Annotated in this window: 14 protein-coding genes and 1 pseudogene; 7 read left to right on the top strand and 8 right to left on the bottom strand. The window is 49.1% G+C overall.

The window, feature by feature from the left end; translation table 11 throughout:
* Positions 1-418 precede the first annotated feature (418 nt).
* Both Q6A92_RS20255 and Q6A92_RS06115 read left to right on the top strand, forming a co-directional pair.
* Positions 419-514, top strand: a pseudogene (locus Q6A92_RS20255) (hypothetical protein); the annotation flags it as partial.
* A 46-nt stretch (positions 515-560) separates the two neighbouring features.
* Positions 561-950: an MmyB family transcriptional regulator gene (locus Q6A92_RS06115; protein WP_332237412.1), complete on the top strand. Its 390-nt coding sequence runs from the start codon at positions 561-563 to the stop codon at positions 948-950.
* A 165-nt stretch (positions 951-1,115) separates the two neighbouring features.
* Here Q6A92_RS06115 and Q6A92_RS06110 read toward each other — a convergent pair whose 3' ends face one another.
* From Q6A92_RS06110 to Q6A92_RS06085, 6 genes are all read right to left on the bottom strand, one after another.
* A complete protein-coding gene (locus Q6A92_RS06110; protein ID WP_332237411.1) occupies positions 1,116-1,838 on the bottom strand; it encodes an amino acid ABC transporter ATP-binding protein in 723 nt (240 codons plus the stop codon).
* Entirely contained in the window at positions 1,835-2,491 is a 657-nt protein-coding gene (locus tag Q6A92_RS06105; RefSeq protein ID WP_274401200.1) for an amino acid ABC transporter permease, read from the bottom strand. Before Q6A92_RS06105 ends, Q6A92_RS06110 begins: the two co-directional genes overlap by 4 nt.
* An 87-nt stretch (positions 2,492-2,578) precedes the next feature.
* Positions 2,579-3,391 (bottom strand): basic amino acid ABC transporter substrate-binding protein, encoded by an 813-nt coding sequence (locus Q6A92_RS06100; RefSeq protein WP_274401201.1) that lies wholly within the window; start codon positions 3,389-3,391, stop codon positions 2,579-2,581.
* 404 nt (positions 3,392-3,795) lie between these two features.
* Positions 3,796-4,404 (bottom strand): nitroreductase family protein, encoded by a 609-nt coding sequence (locus Q6A92_RS06095; RefSeq protein ID WP_332237410.1) that lies wholly within the window; start codon positions 4,402-4,404, stop codon positions 3,796-3,798.
* A gap of 73 nt (positions 4,405-4,477) precedes the next feature.
* Complete coding sequence (locus tag Q6A92_RS06090) at positions 4,478-4,828, bottom strand: winged helix-turn-helix transcriptional regulator (protein ID WP_274401320.1); 351 nt, start codon at positions 4,826-4,828, stop codon at positions 4,478-4,480.
* A gap of 205 nt (positions 4,829-5,033) precedes the next feature.
* Positions 5,034-5,849: a polysaccharide deacetylase family protein gene (locus tag Q6A92_RS06085; RefSeq protein ID WP_274401203.1), complete on the bottom strand. Its 816-nt coding sequence runs from the start codon at positions 5,847-5,849 to the stop codon at positions 5,034-5,036.
* Between the two features lie 290 nt (positions 5,850-6,139).
* Between Q6A92_RS06085 and Q6A92_RS06080 the strand changes: the two genes are divergently transcribed.
* Both Q6A92_RS06080 and Q6A92_RS06075 read left to right on the top strand, forming a co-directional pair.
* On the top strand, positions 6,140-9,079 hold the full coding sequence (locus tag Q6A92_RS06080) for an insulinase family protein (RefSeq protein WP_332237409.1): 2,940 nt from the start codon (positions 6,140-6,142) through the stop codon (positions 9,077-9,079).
* 595 nt (positions 9,080-9,674) lie between these two features.
* Positions 9,675-10,571, top strand: coding sequence for a hypothetical protein (locus Q6A92_RS06075; protein WP_274401205.1), 897 nt, complete (start codon positions 9,675-9,677; stop codon positions 10,569-10,571).
* A 214-nt stretch (positions 10,572-10,785) separates the two neighbouring features.
* Here Q6A92_RS06075 and Q6A92_RS06070 read toward each other — a convergent pair whose 3' ends face one another.
* On the bottom strand, positions 10,786-11,562 hold the full coding sequence (locus Q6A92_RS06070) for a tyrosine-protein phosphatase (RefSeq protein WP_332237408.1): 777 nt from the start codon (positions 11,560-11,562) through the stop codon (positions 10,786-10,788).
* Between the two features lie 380 nt (positions 11,563-11,942).
* Between Q6A92_RS06070 and Q6A92_RS06065 the strand changes: the two genes are divergently transcribed.
* The 3 genes from Q6A92_RS06065 (at position 11,943) to Q6A92_RS06055 (ending at position 14,259) form a co-directional block, all read left to right on the top strand.
* Entirely contained in the window at positions 11,943-12,662 is a 720-nt protein-coding gene (locus Q6A92_RS06065; protein WP_274401207.1) for a tyrosine-protein phosphatase, read from the top strand.
* 22 nt (positions 12,663-12,684) lie between these two features.
* The gene (locus Q6A92_RS06060; protein ID WP_274401208.1) at positions 12,685-13,437 is read left to right on the top strand and encodes a class I SAM-dependent methyltransferase; all 753 of its coding nucleotides are present in this window, start codon (positions 12,685-12,687) and stop codon (positions 13,435-13,437) included.
* A gap of 198 nt (positions 13,438-13,635) precedes the next feature.
* Positions 13,636-14,259 carry a nitroreductase family protein gene (locus Q6A92_RS06055; RefSeq protein WP_274401209.1) on the top strand — a complete coding sequence of 208 codons (624 nt, stop codon included), beginning with the start codon at positions 13,636-13,638 and terminating at the stop codon, positions 14,257-14,259.
* A 230-nt stretch (positions 14,260-14,489) separates the two neighbouring features.
* On the opposite strand, the gene htpX is transcribed toward Q6A92_RS06055, so the two are convergent.
* Complete coding sequence (htpX, locus tag Q6A92_RS06050; RefSeq protein ID WP_332237407.1) at positions 14,490-15,380, bottom strand: zinc metalloprotease HtpX; 891 nt, start codon at positions 15,378-15,380, stop codon at positions 14,490-14,492.
* Position 15,381: the final 1 nt, after the last annotated feature.

Here is a 15,381-nt window from a genome sequence, read left to right as displayed (position 1 = left end):
CGATTCTTCTCTTTTTCAGGGCGATTGAACTTCTTTTCGGGGCGATTCCTGTTTCTTTCCGGGCGATTCTCCCTGCAAGGCGATTCCTACTCTGATAAGGGCGATTCTTCTCTTTTTCAGGGCGATTGAACTTCTTTTCGGGGCGATTCCTGTTTCTTTCCGGGCGATTCTCCCTGCACAAGGCGATTTCAACTCTGATAAGGGCGATTCTTCTCTTTTTCAGGGCGATTGAACTTCTTTTCGGGGCGATTCTCGATTTTTTCCGGGCGATTCTCCCTGCAAGGCGATTCCTACTCTGATTAGGGCGATTCTCTCTGCACAAGGCGATTCCTACTCTGATCGGGGCGATTCTTCTCTTTTTTAGGGCGATTAGACTTCTTTTCGGGGCGATTCTCGATTTTTTCCGGGCGATTCTGTCATCAACACGGCGGACGAAGAACCCGTTCCCGCGGCTCTGCAGCTGATTGTCGACGAGCTGCGCCATTATCCGGCCTATGTTATAGATTCGCGTCTGACGATCGTCGCCTGGAATGCGCTGGCATCCGAAGTATTCGGACATTTTGAAGAATTTGAGCGCATTAGAGCGGAATATTGTCTGGCGGATGTTTACAAGAGAAGATTACCGGCAATCCTTTGTTCACTGGGAATACATGGCCAGAGTCCTGCTTGTACAGTTCAGAGGCCTCTATGGAAAATACACAAACGATCCCTGGCTGAGCCTTCTGGCCGACAGATTAATGAAAGAAAGCAAAGAATTCAATGCATGGTGGCCGCAGCACGATGTCAATGGAATTCCTGACGGCAGCAAAGTAATGAACCATCCGAAATTAGGGCTTCTGAAAATGAACTATACGAATTTATTGCCGGCTGAAAATCAAAACATGGTTTTGACTGTGTTTACCCCGCAGCCTGATACGGGAACCCGGGAAAAATTAAATAAGTTGCTATAATATCGTTATTGTCATGAAACACCTGAATGCCTGATCGGCGATACTTAGGAGACGATCAGCGTATATGAGAAAAATAAAGCCTGAACCATTGACCTGCAAACTGCGACACGATGACACAGCGAAAGGCCTGCCGAACCTGGGCAGGCCTCTTTATTCGTCATTCGGTTAAAGCACCTTGCTCAGAAACGCCTTGGTCCGTTCCTCCCGTGGATGACTGAACAGTTCATGCGGTTCATTTTCTTCTACTATATAACCGCCGTCCATGAAAAGAACACGGTCGCCGACTTCACGGGCAAAGCCCATTTCGTGTGTCACCACAACCATAGTCATTCCGTCCCTGGCCAGCTGTTTCATGACGTCGAGCACTTCGCCGACCATTTCGGGATCCAGCGCCGATGTCGGTTCATCAAACAGCATCATTTTCGGCTCCATCGCCAGTGCCCGGGCAATCGCAATCCGCTGTTTCTGGCCGCCGGAGAGTGAATCCGGATAGGCATCCGCTTTTTCTTCCAAGCCTACCTTCTTCAGCAGTTCAAGCGCTTTTTCCCGTGCCTTCTCTTTCGCTACTTTTTTAACTTTGATAGGAGCCAGCATGATATTATCCAGAACCTTCATATGCGGAAAGAGATTGAATTGCTGGAAAACCATGCCGACTTCTGCGCGGATTTTGTTAATATCCGTTTTTTTGTCGGTGATATCGACGCCCTCGATAAAGACATGGCCGGATGTGATGCTGTCCAGCAGGTTGACGCATCTGAGAAAAGTCGACTTTCCGGCTCCGGAAGGGCCGATAATGACGACCACTTCCTGTTTTTTCACTTCAACGTTAATATCTTTCAGCACTTCATTATCGCCGAAATTTTTTTTCAGGTTCTCCACTTTAATCATTCTGTAGCCATCCTTCTTTCCAGGCGATTTACCACTGTGCTAAGAGAAAGAGTAAGAATAAGATAAATCAGTGAAATCGTCAGATAGGGCTCCCACACTTTGAAGTATTCGGCGCCCATCTGCTGTGCCCAGTATGTCAGTTCGGGGGCCGCAATCGTGGACACGAGAGAAGAATCCTTGAGTAAAGCAATAAACTCGTTTCCGAGCGGAGGCAGGATTCTCTTGAAAGCCTGGGGCAGGATAATATACCTCATGGCCTGGGCGTGCGTCAAACCGAGTGAACGCGCCGCTTCCATCTGCCCGCGGTCGATGGACTGAATGCCCGACCGGAATACTTCGGCGATATAGGCCGCTGCATTCAGGGAGAGCGCGATAATTCCGGCGACAATACCGTTGGACTGCCCCAGCAGAAGGGGAACGACCCCAAAGTGAACAATCAGAATCTGTACAAACAGCGGCGTCCCCCGGAAAAAACCGATATAACAAACAAACGGTAAAGACAGCCATTTATTCCTCATCATTTTTCCAAAAGCAATCAATAATCCGAAAAGTGTCCCGATCAGAATCCCCGCGACAGAAAGCCCTATAGTCAGCAGTGTTCCGCTCAGAAAGAACGGGGCATAGCTCCAAATAAGATCAAATCGAAAATCCAATCCGCTTTCCTCCTTATAACCCAAAAAATTGCGCAACATGTATCGAGTTGCGCAATTTTCGGCAGGCACTCACCTTGTGACCGTTTTTTATTTTTGCTGCGCTTTTAATTCATTAATGTCCGGTGAGGCCTTAAACCATTTTTTGTAGATTTTTTCATAAGTGCCGTTCGCATACAAAGTGTTGACGGCCTTGTCAAAGACCGGTCTCAGCTTGCTTCCTTTCGGATACATCAGGCCGTAAAATTCGGGGGCAAATGCCTTTTTATCAGCAATCACTTTCAGATTCTGGCCCGGATTGTTTTTCGCATATTCTTCAATCACCGTATTATCTGCCACGACCGCGCTCGCTCCGCCGTTAAGCAGTTCCATGATAGCCAGATTGATTGTTTTAAACTTCTTCACGTTCGGATTATTCTGGCCGACTATTTTTTCAACCGCGGCCTGTCCGGTTGTTGCCGTTTGCACCGCGATCACCTTGCCTTTCAGATCGGCGGCGGATTTAATACTGCTGTTTTTCTTAACCAGAATTTTGTTCGTTGACAAAAAGTACGGAACAGAGAAATCATACGTCTGCTTTCTCTGGCTGTTGATGGTTATTGCCGAAATGCTCATGTCCGCCGTTTTATTTTTCAATTCGACAAACAAAGGATCCCAGCCGACATTGACGAGCTGAACCTTATAGCCTGTCTCTTTGGACAGCGCATTAAGAATGTCGACGTCGAAACCGACGATCTTCCCATTGCTCATGTACTCAAAAGGTGCATAAGTTGCATCATCCACGACCCTTAACGTCTTTTTTTGCGTGCCTGAAGAAGCGGCCGGACTACTGCCGGATGCACAGGCGGAGAGAACCAGAACAAGTGCCAACACCAGAGAAAAAACGGACAGCATTTTTTTCATTTATAAATTCCCCCTGTTTTGTCTGAAAATATACTTTTCATTTTAAATTAAGAATAATTATACCCTTGTTTTTTGCGTTCTGGCAAGATTATCAAAAAAATTTAAACTATTTTTTCGATTAAATAAATTGCATGGTATTACGCATGATTCTGCAATCGACCGCCTCTCTAACTAAACAACCGTCATACTTTTTCTCCCAGCAAAGTAAAGAAACGGGTTTCCCGCTGCACCGGCCTTTAAGTAGGCCTTCAGCCGTAAAAAAGGGCGGTTCATCCCGTTAAACGAAGATGATCGCCCCGTACACAAAAAAAGAGTGAGCCTCTTGATCGATCTGCACCCTTTTCTTTTTCGAAGTATGCTTTTAAAAAGACAGGCCCGGCCAATCAGCCGATTGGCTGTCCCTTTCAGCCCCAAACCTTGACTCTGGATTCAATAGGCGCGAATTCCTTGTCACGCGCAGGAGCGGTAATATTTCCAAACGGCATTTCGGCTCTTAAATTCCAATTTTCCGGGATATCGAATGCCTTGCGAACCGCTTCGTCTATCAGCGGATTGTAATGCTGCAGGGAACCGCCGAGGCCGATGTTCGCCAGCGCCGTCCAGACAGCAAACTGATTAATTCCTGTACTCTGTTCCGACCAGACCGGAAAGTTATCGGCATAAAGTGTAAATTTCTCCTGTAAATCCTTGACAATCTGCATATCCTCAAAAAAAAGCACTGTACCGAGCCCGGCATTGAAAGAGGCCAGTTTTTCAGCGGTCGGTGCAAATTTGTCATCAGGAACAACTTTGTGCAGCGCCTGTTCGACGATGCCGCCGATGCCCCACAGTTTTTCATTTTCTTCGCCGAACAAAATAACGGCGCGCGCCGTTTGAGAATTGAACGCAGAAGGCACATATTTAACGGCTTCCTCAATCGTTGCGACAATCTCATGTTTCGAAGCCTTGGCGTTTTTATCAAGTCCGTAGATCGAGCGGCGCTGCTTGATCGAATCCAGAAATGCGTTTGACATGAACACAACACTCCCTAGCTTATCTTTTTTCCCATGCTTACATAAGTATAGTTTCGATGCACGGAAAAGTAAACTAACTCGTTTCAGTCTTGCCCTGTTCACCAGACTCTGCGGTAAACCAGCATTCTGCCCAACGATGCACTTCAACCAATATCGGCTCAATTCCTTGCCCTTTTTTCGTCAGCCGATAGGTGACCTGTACCGGATAGCCCGTTCCGACATGACGCTCGACAATCCCCAGCCCTTCCAATTCTTTTAGCCGGGCAGCAAGCATCCGGTCGCTCAGCTCAGGGATTGCGGCTGAAATCGTGCTGAAGCGGCATTCCCCGCTCAATAAAACTTCTATAATCAGTCCGTTCCATTTTTTCCCAAGTACCTGGAAAGCCTTTTCAAATTTAGGGCAGATCGATAAATCTCTTTTCATGATCATCACTTCCATCTTTATTGTACTATAATATAACATGGATGTGTTTACCCCTCTTGCAAAATCTATGCCGCCTTCCGGTAACGGAATCCCTTATGAATGATTGGAAAGAAAGGGCATTCAGACAAATTTATTGACTGCCATGTTAAAAAACGGTTCCCCGGCGGTCTGCCTCAACATCTTTTTACAGCAGGCGCTCGTGATCTCAGGGTACAGCCGATCCTGTTTTTCCGCCGGCTTTGGACGTGCCCGGTAAAATTTTCTCAAGTCCCGGGTTATAAAGATTCTTATACTTTTTATCGTATTTTAACAAATCATACAGTGTTTCAAACCGGTATCCCTGTTTTTCCAGAGCCGGAATGATTATTTTCAGTGCAGCGATTGTCTGTTTCCGGTTTCCGCCTGAATCGTGCAACAAAATGATATGGCCGGTCTTAATATTTTTCAGAACGTGCCTGACGATGTGAGCAACCCCCGGGTTCGACCAGTCTTTCGGATCCTGCTGCCAGGACCAGAGAATCACCTCAAAATGGCTTTTTTCGGAAAAATCGACCGTATCCGGGTTAACTCTTCCTCCGGGCGGACGAAGAAGCTTAATGCGCGGCGGTTTCTGGTACTGGTTGATCAGTGTCTGGGTTTTATAAACTTCATTAGAAAAAATCGAGCGGGGCTTCCCGGAAAGAGTCACATGGGAAAAGGTGTGATTGCCCAGTTCGTGACCTTCCCGGACTTCACGCTGCACCAGGTCCGGATAAGCCTCCATTCTCTTGCCGATCAGGAAAAAAGTGGCTTTGGCATGATATTCCCGGAGCAGATCTAAGACTTGCGGAGTATAAACCGGATTGGGACCGTCATCAAAAGTCAGGGCAACGACTTTTTGATTATTGGGCACCTCCCAGACGACACTTCCCCTGGCCTCATATTTTGGCCGGCTGACCCCGGCTACAGCTGCTCCGCCCAAAGTACAAAATGAAAGGGCTACGGCAGCAGCAGAAAAAATTAAGTGTCTGAACACATTCATTTGCGGTCTCCCGTACCATCGAATTTAATTTTAGTATCTGCATTTTTCCTGCTGTCATGCAGGATGAAGTACAGGCAGAGCAACCGGAAGTCCCGCCTAATAATACAGAATTATCTGCTTATTTCACAGAACCGATTGCTGCTTTCGCTCAGCTGCAGAGAGCCGGAAGCATGTTTTACTAAAAAATAATGTATAATAATATCAAATGCGGCCGGCGTTTTCCGCAGATAAACCGGAAGAAGCCGGTCGGCATACGTTTTCCAGCCACGATTTTCCAGGAGGTCGAAGCGATGAGTGCATTGAAACAGGGCGAAATCACCCACGGTTTTAAGCTTGTACATACCGATGACGTCGATGAAATCAGATCAAGGGCGTATGTATTCGAACATGTGAAAAGCGGTGCGAAACTTTTATATCTGCAGAATGACGACGACAATAAAGTGTTCACAATCAGTTTCCGGACACCGCCGAAAGACAATACAGGGGTTTTCCACATTCTTGAACACTCCGTGCTCTGCGGTTCCGACAAATATCCGGTCAAAGAACCGTTTGTTGAACTGCTGAAGGGATCGCTCAATACATTTTTGAACGCATTCACATTCAGCGATAAAACCATGTATCCGGTCGCCAGCAAGAATGACAAGGATTTTCTGAACCTCATCGACGTCTACATGGACGCAGTCTTTCATCCCAATATTTATAAGCACAAAGAGATACTGGAACAGGAAGGCTGGCATTATGAGCTGACCGACGCGAAAGAAGCAATCAATTACAAAGGGGTCGTCTACAATGAAATGAAGGGCGTTTTTTCCTCGCCGGAGGGGCTGCTTGAACGAATCAACCAGAACTCGCTCTTCCCCGATACAGCCTACGGCTTTGAATCGGGCGGCGACCCGCTGAACATTCCCGACCTGACTTACGATCAGTTTATTCACACCCACCAAAAATACTACAGTCCTGCCAACAGTTATATCTATCTGTACGGCGCCATGGACATCGGCGAAAAATTAGCGTATCTGGATCGGAACTACTTAAGTGCCTTTAACAAGATCGACGCAGACTCCTCTATTGCAGCTCAGCCGCCGATCGGCAGCTCGGTGGAAATTGTTAAAGATTATCCGATTCTGCCCGGGGAAGATGGCAAAGATAAAACATACATGAGCATCAACTTTGTCATTTCAGAAGCGACGGACGCGGAAACCAGCCTCGCTTTCGAAATTTTGGACTACCTGCTCCTGGACAGCCCGGCCGCCCCGCTTAAAAAAGCGATTCTGGATGCCGGCATCGGCCAGGATGTATTCGGTTCCTATGACAACAGCACGCTGCAGCCGCACTTCTCTATCAACGTGAAGAATTCAAACATGGAGAAAAAGGAAGCGTTTAGAAAGGTCGTCTTCGACACGCTGCGCCGTCTCATCGGCAGCGGCCTTGATAAAAAACAGATCGAAGCAGCGATCAACGTCAAGGAATTCCAGCTTCGCGAAGCCGATTACGGCTCTATGCCGAAGGGGCTTGTCTACAGCATGGCGGTCATGGACAGCTGGCTGTACGGCGGCGATCCGCTGATTCACCTGAAGTTCGAGAACACTCTGGCAAAAGTCAAAAAGGCGCTCACCGGCGACTATTTCGAAACCTTGATTGATCACTATCTGCTGAACAGCCGCCACCGGTCGTTTGTAACGATCAGGCCGTCCCGGACCCTTGCTGAAGAAGAAGCCGGCCGGACAACGAAAAAACTGGCTGATTATAAGAAGAGCCTGAGTGAAGACGCGGTCGCTCAGCTCGCCGCGTCGACCAAAAAATTGAAGGAACGCCAGTCCGGCAAAGACCGTCCGGAAGACCTGCGGAAAATCCCTCTGCTGTCACTGAACGATATTGACAAAAAAGCGGAAGAGATTCCGCGATCGGAGACGGAAATCGACGGAGCCAAGACGCTGTTCCATGACCTCGCGACAAATAAGATCGCTTATGTCAGCCTCTATTTCGATACATCGGCCGTCTCTGAGGCGCATATTCCCTATCTCTCGCTGCTTCAGGAAGTTCTGGGCAAAGTCGATACGCAAAAGTATCCGTACAGCGACCTTGTCAGCGAGATCAATATCCGCACCGGCGGAATCGGATTCGACAATCAGACTTTTGCCGATAAAGACAGCGATCAGATTTACAAGCCCAGATTCGCGGTCAGAACGAAGATATTGGCGGACAAACTGCCCGAAGCATTCGATCTGCTTCATGAGATCCTGTTCCGCAGCCGTTTCGAAAATTCTTCCCGGCTGAAAGAAATCATCCGGGAGATCAAGTCGAGGCTGGAGATGGCTTTCAATCAGGGCGGTCAGGCCGTCGCCGCGAGAAGGCTGGCTTCGTATTTCTCAAAAGCCGCCCGCTACAGGGAACAGCTTAAAGGACTCCGCTTTTATCAGTTCATTTGCGAACTGAATAAAAACCCGGACCGGTACATGGACGAAATCCGCGCGACACTGGCCGGGCTGACCGCTCAGCTGTTCACCAAAGACCGGCTGATTGTCAGCATAACCGGGGATCAGCCGATCCTTCAGGCCGTCCGCGAGCATTGCAGCCGCCTGAATATCCCGAAGTCCGGCACAGTTGAGAAGCAGGCAGCCGAATCCGGGCAGGGCGGCGGTCCTGCCGTACAAAATGAAGGGCTGATGACATCAAGCAAAGTCCAGTATGTCACCAAGGGCGCGAATTTCAAAACGCTCGGCTTCGGCTTCAGCGGAAAAATGCATGTTCTGAAACGGATTCTGACGCTCGATTATCTGTGGAACCATGTCCGGGTAATGGGCGGCGCCTACGGCTGTGGCATCATGATTGAGTCATCCGGAAACGTCATCTACTGGTCCTATCGTGATCCGAATCTTGATGATACCCTGAAAATTTATGACCAGGCCGGTGCCTATGTGAAATCCTTTGAGGCGGACGAGCGCGAGATGACTAAGTATATTATCGGCACCATTTCCAGTCTCGACGCGCCGCTGACTCCGAGGGACAAAGCCGATCAGTCCGACGCCGAATATTTCCGGCGGGTCACTCAGGCAGATATCCAGCGCGTCCGTAACGATGTGCTGGCAACGACTAAAGAAGATATCCGGCAGTTCGCTCCGCTTCTGAATGCCGTCGCCGCTGAAAACCATATCTGCGTTTTCGGCAGCGAGACGGCAATCAAGGAGAACGAGAACCTGTTCGGCCAATGCATCCATGTTTTTCAATGAACCTGCCATTAAAGAAATAAAACGGGGCTGTCTTAAAGAGCAGCTCAGATGAACGGCGGGAGGGATCGTTTCTCCCTCTTTCCACCTCTTGTCGGAACCGCATCCTGCGGTTCCGTTTTATGTTGCGCGCCTCCGCCGGAAAAACGGCGCGGAGGCAGATTTTTTGCCGGAACTGCCTGTTCATTCGTGCGGGCCGGAAAGTATACCGGACAGAGAACCGGCCTTAAAATGCAGAGAATTGATAAAACTGATCGGCTATTATGGCAAAGTCCGAAATATCAACAGGAATCGCTGCTTCACTAATATGCAAAGAATCAACAGTATCAGTAAACTGAAAAATATTGACAGTAGACCGTCCGGAATCAGTAAGTGGCAATAGTCAGAATCGGTTCCCGCATTTCAGCAGATTTTCCGTCCATTTGGCTAAAAGCAGCCCGGATTAATCGACCAGGAAGGAGTCGGATGACAACCGCCGCTCAAAAAAGCCGAAACAATCAGAGGACAAGTGGTAGAATATGATCATATGGGGCAACAGAAATGTTTCGGATAGCGGCGGAGCATTGTCTCTTTCACGTCATAAAGAAGGGGTGATCGAATGAACCAGGCCAAAGCTTTCGGATCGTTTGTCCTGCGCTATGAAGCAACGTTCAGAACGTCGGCATACCTGCAATGGGGAAAATCGAAAAAATCCCTCGGAGCGGTGCTTTTGCTGAATCCCGGTTCGGCAAATCCGGACGAACAGGATCCGGATTTGAATGCCCGTCTGAAAGCATCGGGGGCCGCAATGGGCCGCATCCGGACAGATGCCGTCATGGAACAGCTAATCCGGCTGATCGAAAAGATCCACAATGACCGTCCGGTGATTGAAGGCCGATTTCGGATCTATCATTTATTTAATTTACAGGAAACGAATGCGGAAAGAGCCGTCAATGCATTCGAACGGCTGGCCGACAGCCGAAAGATTATCGTGACCGAATCCCTGGTCACTCCCCGCGAATTGCAGGCCCATCCGTGGATTCTGCTCGGATGGGGCATCAATCACCGAAGAAGCTGGCGCCATCTTCGCGAGATTAAAGATTTATGGCGGCAGCAGATCGAAGCATCCGGAGTCCCGAAGTTCGGAAAAATGAACAAGAACGGCGATTATTATCCCCCGTGCCCGCAAGTCGTTTCCGAACGTCCGATCATGCTCGATGAACTGTTCAACCAGTATAACAGAGTCATCAAACCGCTTCTCCCTGCGGAAAAGCCGATTCGTCTGAAAAATTATACACTGCTCAGATGGAACCGGAAACCAGGCAGAGAAGCCCGGGCAATTTTGCGGGATAACCGGACCGGCCTGCAGTGTCTTTTTACACCCGGATCGGCGCAGGATCTAATCTGGTTCCATGCCGATCTTGCCGGAGACCCGTCGCTTTCAGACTGGGAACCGTTTCATGACCGAAGTTTCGATCATCTATCGTCGATTGCTTTTGGAGAAGAAAAGGAATGAGATTTAAATCTGCCGTCAATCAGGGAAGCAGGCAGGCAGCCGCCCGCTGAGGCGGGAACATTGGCATACGCAGCGTATGTTAACGGTTAACCGCGATATGATCTTCAAATCGTTCGGGGTTCAATTTCCCCGGGATTTCCCCATATTTTCCAGGCCCTTATCGTTGAAAAAAGGCTCTTCCGTTTTTCGGAAAGAGCCTTTCAGCAAATAAAGATTATTCAAGACAGAAATCCTTTATTTTCTTGCACACGTCGGACGTAATGCCGAATTCGATCATCAGATAGCGGTCAAACGTTTCATACGTGTCAGTAATCGAATCCATTGAAGCCTCAAGGAATTCTTCATGAAGCGAAAAGTCCTCTTCAAACTGCTTGAGCGCCCTGTCGGTAAGATAGTGCGAAGCTTCTTCAAAAAGTTCCCTGTGATAATCGACAAGCGTCAGATTCGAAAGCATATAATCGTCCATGATCGTTTCAAAAGGCACACCCAGCGTTGTTAAAATAAGCATGGCTCCGACACCCGTCCGGTCGCGCCCGCCCGCACAATGATGGACAAACGGAAGATTTTTCTCCGGCCGTGCTACCAGGCTCATCAATCTCCGATAGGACGCGTTTCGAATCGGCATTTGTTTATAAACCTGAGTAAATTTCTCACGTGAAAATGTTTTATAGAAAATCTCCGGCGCCCATTCGGAATGAGCGGTTGTCTTATCTTCGCCGTTTACTGCCACACGTTCGTGGCGCTCCCAGCCGATCTGCGGATCCGGCCTCTGCTCGGCTTCCATTTTATCCCGGTAATCATAGATCAGCCGGAAATCAAATGCTTTCAAATACTGAATATCTTCTTCCGTAAGATCCGTCAAGTCGGCCGACCGGAAAATCAGCCCCTTCTTTACTTTTCTCCCGTCTCTTGTTTTCAGTCCGCCCATATCGCGAAAATTATAGGCTCCCTTCAAAGGCAGCAGCTGTTCCGACAATACCGTGCTTTCCATTGGCATCCCCCTCACATACGGACATCGATCGGATTAGATTAAACCAGCGGTTCCTATTCATCATAGCATAATTTTTTACTGCGTCGCTCGTTTCCGGATCTCGACCTTCGACCAAGTCCTTTTTCATCATAGCATAATTTTTTATTTCTTTTATTGCGGCTTTGTTAATCATAGGTCAAGCTTTGTGCCCTGCACTGACCGGCTATGTTGCTTATGGGGCGGCTTTAAATCTTGTTCCTCCCCTTCTTTGAAGAACGCACCGTTTGGCGGTACAGCTATCCCCTCGTTCAAAAACCTTTACAAAATGCGGCTCTTAAATGATTTATAATGTGGATGAATGTTCCTTTTTATCGGAAATATTATAAAAAAGAGGTGCCGCGATGCCGATAAGACGTATTCTATTATCCTCAACACTGAACACTCGGGATCTGGGCGGCTACCCTGCCGCGGATGGCAGGGCGACGCAGTTCGGCCGGATTATCCGCAGCGATGCACCGCTTGCTCTGACTTCAGATGATCGGATACTTTTGAAGCAGCTGGGTGTGACCGCCGCCATTGATTTTCGTTCGGACCGAGAAATCGTCAGCGATGTGAGCGCCTTTGAACAGGCGCCTGATTTTGACTATTACCATTGCCCGTTTGCGATCGGCAACCGCGATCCGGGATCAAAGGAAGGTGTTCCTCCGCTGTACGCCGAAATCATGACGGATATTCCGGTCATGCAGCGGATTATGCGGATCATCGCAGGACAGAGGGGCGGAGTTCTGATCCACTGTGCGGCCGGCAAAGACCGGACAGGGGTGGTTTCCGCGCTGCTTTTGCTGACGGCCGGAGTCAGTGTCAGCGATATTCTGAGCGATTACCAGGTTTCATATACCTATCTTCGTTTGAAAATAAGGAAAGGTTTGAAAGAACATCCGGAACGCCCTTCCTATTACGGCCGCTCAGATATGGAATATATGGAGAAAACGCTGGATCATTTTTTTGAAACCTACGGAAATGTTACGAACTATCTGCAGACGATCGATCTGAATCCCGTTGAAATATCGGCTCTCAGGGAAAAGCTCTTGTCCCGAAGCGCTGAAGATCCTCTTGCCTGAAAAAATGATGGGAGTGCTGCATGTGTCAAACTTAGAAAAGTTTACCGGAAAGGCGGATATCTACGCCAGATTCAGGCCCGATTATCCCGAAGCGCTGATCCGTGATCTGATCCATGAAAATGACCTTGACGGCTCCTCGGCAGTCGCCGACATCGGTTCGGGAACGGGAATCCTGACCGGGCAGCTGCTGGATAACGGGCTGAACGTTACGGCGGTCGAACCGAACGCAGACATGCGCCATGTCGCGGAAACAAGGCTGAGACGCAATCCCCGGTTCACATCCGTCACGGGTACTGCCGAACAAACGGGGCTAAAAAGCGGAACCATCGATCTAATTACCGTCGCTCAGGCTTTTCACTGGTTCGACCCCGATAAATTCGGGAAAGAATGCCGGCGCGTTCTAAAAAACGGAAAAAGAGTTGCGCTGATCTGGAACAGCCGGGTCGCGGAGGATCCGCTGACTCGGGAAAGTGAAACTGTCTGCCGCCGGTTTTGTCCTGAATTTGATGGATTCTCAGGGGGAACCGGCGATGAATCTTTACGATTGGACTCCTTTTTCCGGAACGGATATGTCGTCAAAACATATGATCACCCGCTTAAATACAATTTGAAAACCTTCATCGGCAGGTACCTCTCGGCTTCATATGCACCGAAACCGGCCGATCGGAATTATCGGCTCTATATTGAAGCACTGAATCGGCTGTTTCAGAAATTCAGCCGAGAAGGGCTGATCGCTTTTCCAAACGTGGCCGAATGCTTCAGCGGCCGGATTTAAAAAACGCTCGTTCATTCTTTCAGCAGCGGAAGAACTCCTGATAACTGAAAAAGAAGCTGAAATAATAAAAAGCGTTAACATTTTCTACTTATCTCCATCCGAAAAATCATTATATAATAATAAGGGCGGCAAGAAGCAAAAGTAAGCAGCTTCTTTAAAATACCCTCTCTACTACGTTCAGGAAAAGAGATGACAGAAATGAATGAAGAAGCCATTCGTCTCATCACCGGAAGAAAATCGATCAGAAAGTACGATGAGGCCCAAAAAATCAGCCGGGACGAGATGACCCGGATGCTTGAAGAAGCCTGCCGGGCTCCGTCAGCCTTGAATCTGCAGCCCTGGCGCTTTCTGGTCATCCAAAGCCATGAAGGAAAAGAAAAACTCAAACCGCTTTTTTATAATAATCCGCTGCTGCTGGACTCCTGTTCGGCAATGATCGCTGTTCTGGGAGATTTTGCCGCATCGGATTACAAAGATCAGATTTACGACAAGGCGGTAACCGGCGGAACGATGTCCAAAGAAGAACGCGACAAAGAAGTCCGGCTTATTTCCGATCTTTACGACGGCATGCCGCACGACGAGCAGCTGACCGACGTTTCTTTTAACAGTGCGCTGGCAGCAATGCAGCTCATGTTAGTGGCCCGGGCCCACGGTTATGAGACCTGCCCGCTCGGCGGTTTCGACAAGAAACGTTTCAGTGAGGTGTTCGATTATGACCGCTCCCGTTACCTGCCGCTTGTTCTGATTGCGATCGGGAAACCGGCGGAAGAAGGGTTTGATACCGTGCGTCTCGGCGTTGACGAGATTACAAAATGGATTTAATCTGTGCAATCCTGATATCGGACGTGCCCCGCTTTGGATGGGGGGCCGTCCGTTTTATTTTATGCTGTAAGGAAGCCGGCCGGCCCGCCATAAAACCGGTTCCGCCCCCGCAAGAAAGGCTTCGCCTGCGCTGAAAGCCGGGCGAAGCCATATTTTCTGACCTATTGCACTGGCGCCATCGCAACGGACTCTTTTTTTACATGGCGGCGGATAGATGCCTGCCGCCGGAGTCACATCTGCCTCAGCCGCTCGATCCGGTTCTCGATCGGAGGATGGGTCGCAAACCAATTCATTTTTTTGCGTTTCCGGCCAAAAGGGCTGGCAATGTACATAGACGCCGTCGCTTCCTTTACATCTTTCAGGCCCTTTGTATCGCTGCCGATCTTGGTCAAGGCATTGATCAGCCCCTGCGGATCGCGCGTAATCTCGACCGCCGACGCATCGGCGAGATACTCCCGATTGCGGGAAACGGCCAGCTGGACAAACCGGGCGGCAAGAGGAGCAAGAATAATCAGGACCAGGGCGACAACCATCATGATTGGGTTGGACTTGCTGTTGTCGCGCTTATTAGCGCGGCCGCCTCCCCAGAAAAATATGCGCTGGCCGAAGTCGGCAATAATCACAATCACGCCGACCAGTGCGATACAAAGCGTCATTAAACGAATGTCGTAGTTGCGAATATGCGAAAATTCATGGGCGGCAACACCGGCTATTTCCTCACGGTTAAGCTGTTCCAATAATCCTGTGGTAAACGCAATGACGCTTGACTCCGGTTTCATGCCGGTGGCAAACGCATTGGGGGACGGGTCATCCACGACATAAATTTTCGGCATCGGAACATGGGCGGCGATCGATAATTCGTCAACAATGTGAAACAGCATCGGATTGTCTGCTTCTTTGATTTCCCGGGCACCCGACATGCCGAGCACCTGCGCTTTCGCACTGGCAAACGTCACGGGAATATAAAAAGCCAGGACAACCGCTGCGATGACCAGACCGGCAATGGAATCACTGCCGGCAAAATAACCGACCGCCCATCCGATCGCCAGGACGAGCAGACAGAAAAACACGAGGAGCGCCAAAGTCTTCCGCTTGTTTTGCTGGATCTGCTGATAAAGCATG

Origin of the sequence: Sporolactobacillus sp. KGMB 08714 (genome assembly GCF_036598985.1) — a bacterium.
Classification (GTDB): Bacteria; Bacillota; Bacilli; order Bacillales; family Sporolactobacillaceae; genus Sporolactobacillus.
This window is presented reverse-complemented; position numbering and strand designations above follow the sequence as displayed.

Excerpts from the sequence above, each read along its gene's own strand:
- Q6A92_RS06110 (WP_332237411.1), bottom strand. The coding sequence starts at position 1,838 with ATGATTAAAGTGGAGAACCTGAAAAAAAATTTCGGCGATAATGAAGTG.
- Q6A92_RS06100 (WP_274401201.1), bottom strand. The coding sequence starts at position 3,391 with ATGAAAAAAATGCTGTCCGTTTTTTCTCTGGTGTTGGCACTTGTTCTG.
- Q6A92_RS06095 (WP_332237410.1), bottom strand. The coding sequence starts at position 4,404 with ATGTCAAACGCATTTCTGGATTCGATCAAGCAGCGCCGCTCGATCTAC.
- Q6A92_RS06090 (WP_274401320.1), bottom strand. The coding sequence starts at position 4,828 with ATGAAAAGAGATTTATCGATCTGCCCTAAATTTGAAAAGGCTTTCCAG.
- Q6A92_RS06085 (WP_274401203.1), bottom strand. The coding sequence starts at position 5,849 with ATGAATGTGTTCAGACACTTAATTTTTTCTGCTGCTGCCGTAGCCCTT.
- Q6A92_RS06080 (WP_332237409.1), top strand. The coding sequence starts at position 6,140 with ATGAGTGCATTGAAACAGGGCGAAATCACCCACGGTTTTAAGCTTGTA.
- Q6A92_RS06075 (WP_274401205.1), top strand. The coding sequence starts at position 9,675 with ATGAACCAGGCCAAAGCTTTCGGATCGTTTGTCCTGCGCTATGAAGCA.
- Q6A92_RS06070 (WP_332237408.1), bottom strand. The coding sequence starts at position 11,562 with ATGGAAAGCACGGTATTGTCGGAACAGCTGCTGCCTTTGAAGGGAGCC.
- Q6A92_RS06065 (WP_274401207.1), top strand. The coding sequence starts at position 11,943 with ATGCCGATAAGACGTATTCTATTATCCTCAACACTGAACACTCGGGAT.
- Q6A92_RS06055 (WP_274401209.1), top strand. The coding sequence starts at position 13,636 with ATGAATGAAGAAGCCATTCGTCTCATCACCGGAAGAAAATCGATCAGA.
- htpX (WP_332237407.1), bottom strand. The coding sequence starts at position 15,380 with ATGCTTTATCAGCAGATCCAGCAAAACAAGCGGAAGACTTTGGCGCTC.